Below are 3,329 nucleotides of genomic sequence, written 5' to 3'. Positions count from 1 at the left end.
TCGGTGGCGGTCACCGCGACCAGAATGTCATCACGATCGCCGGGCTGCGGAGCGAGCGACAACAATCCCGTTCCGTCTCCGTTGTCGGTGAAGGTTGCAAAGTCCGGCAGTTGTGTCGCGCCACTGAAGGTGACTGCCAATGCCAGCGGCGCCCCTTCAAAGTCACTGGCCGAAATCGGAATATCCAGCGTCTGACCGACCGCCACGGACTGCGCCGCCACTTCGACGATTTGCGGTGGGAAGTTGGCGTCGGCGACGGTCAACGACAGCGTCACGGTATCGGTCGTCGGCACACCCGTGCCGTCGCCATCGTCGGTGGCCTGGAACGTGATGTCGTATTGACCGGAATCATTGAAGCCCGGGGTCCACGTCAGCAATTGTGTGGTCTCGTCATAGTTCGCCCCGGCGGGCAATCCCGTGACGACGTAATCGAGATCGGGAATGAAACTCTGGTAATCGACGAAGAAGTCTTGTGTATTGGCCGAGGGCGTCACGGGAGCCACGGGGAATTCGGGGTCAAACGCCGCGACTCGCAACTGGAACGATTGGCCTTCGAAAATTTCAAAGGGATCAATCGCAGGGAATCGAACGGGCCCATTGAGATTATTGACCGTCAACACGGTTTGCGTTTGAGCGAGCACCTGACCGTCATCAACGTACAACGTCAATTCATAGACACCGTGTTGGTCGAATCCTGGGGTCCATTCAAAGATTCCGGTATTGGGATCCAGAAACGCTCCGGGCGGTAGGTTCGGCGAGAGGTACCGCAGTTGGTCCCCATCGGCATCGTCACCGAACACGGTGAACGAGATTTGATCGCCTTCGTTGATCGTTCGCGACGCAATCGGTGCAATCGTCGGTGCAACGTTGTTGTTGGCGACGACGACTTGGAACGACACACTGGATTCGACGAAACCGTCGCTGACGATCAAGGTCACGTCGTCATACACACCGGCTTGATTGCCGCCCGGCCGCCATCGCAGGGCTTGGCCGAAGGGGTCGAAGACGGCCCCGGGCGGCAAGTTGTCGGCGAAGTAGAACAGGTCGTCGCCGTCGGGATCAAAACCGCTGATGGGGACTTCGATCAAATCGCCTTCGGTGGCAAAGACGTCGCTAATGGGTGCGACGACGGGCGCGCGGTTGGCGCCCGTCACATCCACGATCCAGGTCTGACGTTTATAGGCTCCCCGCGCGTCGTAGGCTCGCAGCTCGAACTCGGCTTTCGGCGATGCGTCTCGGCCCGGTTTCCAATCGACGACCCCGGTGTTCGGATCAACGGTCGCACCTTTCGGCGCGCCGGCCAACACATACGTGATCGTCGCACCATCCGGGTCTTCGGCCTCCGCGGAGTACTGATACTGGGCGTCCGCGGCCGCCGCCAGAGCGGGTGATGACGCAAAGATCGACAATTGGTTCGGCGGCAACGTGGCCAGGATCCGAGGGTTGAAATTCAGATCCAACAAGTTGGGGTTGGCGATGGTGACGGTGTGCCATTGGGAACTCGAATTGGCCCCGAGCACGGTTCCGTCCGCCATGACTTGATAGCCATTGGCGCCGGCCGGTTGATTGGCATTGTCAAAGAAGACGACGGAGTTGTCACCGAGATTGTCAAAGACGACGTTGATCGGTCCGGCGATATCGAAGTCAGCCGAATTGGACACCATCACGTCAAACAACAACGTGCCATCGGCGCGGTTGAGGCGTGTGTTGGAATACGAGAGACGGGTCGAGATCGAGACGTCTTCGAACACGCGGAAGGTTGTGGTGAAGCCGCTGCCCCCGATCGGGATGCCCTGTTCGCTCTCCACCGTCGACGACACCGTCAGCTCATATTCAGCCGGCGCGAGTGTTTCGAACAGCAACTGGCTCGACCGTGTGGCTTTGTCGTAGCGGACCGCGCCGATGTTGACACTCTCACCGGTCTCTTTGTTCTTGAGCGCGTAGTTGGCGGGATTGTTACCGCCGACGGGACTGGAGACGTTGTTGGCCAAGGCGACATCAAACACCAATTCGGCGCGGTTCATGCCGTCGGCAATCCGCGTTTGGATCACACGCGGCGCCGCGACGGTGAAGAAGACGTCGACTTGGTCGCCCCGCGTGACCAGGAACCGACCGTCGCTGATGGGTTGGATGCCTTCGACACGTCCACGGCCGCCGGTTGCGATCTTGGTCTGCCGCAGTGACAGCGGGTCGAGCACCGTGACGCTGCCTTCGGTTTCATGACCGACCAGCAGCGCGCCTTCAAGGATCGATCCCACCGGACCGAATGCGATCGACTCGGCGCGGCCGCTGACGGTGGCGACGCGTTCGGCGCGGCCGCGGAAATCAAACCGCAACACCTCGCCGCCCTCGGGCCAAGCTGTTCCGTACAGTGTCCCGTCGGCTGCGACCGCCAGCGAATCGACGCGGATATCGCTGAACGGAGTTAGCTTGCGTGTCGCCGTGTCGAATCGGCTGATCCCTCCGGTCGTGGAAACATACAGCGCCGTCTGGCCGGGAATCGCGGCGATCCCCAGCGCGATGCCCGCACCGATCCGATCCAACACCGCGCCGGTATTGGGATCCAATTGCAACAGGCCCTCGCCACCGGTCGACGCCCACAGTTGTCCCGACGCATCGAACGCCAGTTCATAAATCGGCGTGGTCGTGGCGTAGGCTTCCAGCTTGCGCAACCCGGCCGAGGGCGAGCTGGACGTTTGCCCCACTTTGTATAACTCGTTCCTGCCCGCTCCACCGGACAGATAAACCGCCCCATCGGGCCCGACCGCCATTGCCAGCGCCCCGATCCCGGCACCGCTTTCGCCGGGAATCGTCACAAAACGTTCTGCCGCCAACGGGCGAATCACGCGAGTGAACTTGCTCGGTTGCGTCGCACTGGTCCGCGAGGGGATTCCAAACGCGGCTTCTGCGAACACGCGATCGGCGACAGTCTCCGGGCGAACCTCCGCTTTGGGGATCACCACGGGCTGGATCACACTGACCGACGGGGCGCTGCCGAGATTGATTTCCGGCACCAGTCGTGGCACCCGCACACCTTGGGCGACGGGTTCGACGTTGCCGGCGTTGTCGATCGCGCGGACCAGGAACAACGGTTGCTCACCGGGATCGGCCTGGTAGAGATACGACGTCTGATCGGTCCGATACAACACGCTGCGGTACCGCGTGCCTCCGTCGCGGGAAACCAACAACGAATAGGCCGCGACACCGCTTCCGCCTGCGTCATCGGTGGCGGTCCAGGAGACTTCGAATTGATTTCCGCCGATTGCGGTCGTCGTGACGGTGCTGGTCGGCGCGAAGGCATCCAGCGTTGCCAATGAAACTCGGCTGTC

General features: G+C 61.5%; 1 protein-coding gene. It reads right to left on the bottom strand.

The window, feature by feature from the left end; genetic code table 11:
- The coding region (locus ABX749_RS26860; protein WP_372898721.1) for a putative Ig domain-containing protein at positions 1 to 3,329 on the bottom strand (3,329 nt) is incomplete at both ends.

The sequence above is a fragment of the Stieleria sp. genome (assembly GCF_041595215.1).
Taxonomy (GTDB): Bacteria; Planctomycetota; Planctomycetia; order Pirellulales; family Pirellulaceae; genus Stieleria; species Stieleria magnilauensis.
This window is presented reverse-complemented; position numbering and strand designations above follow the sequence as displayed.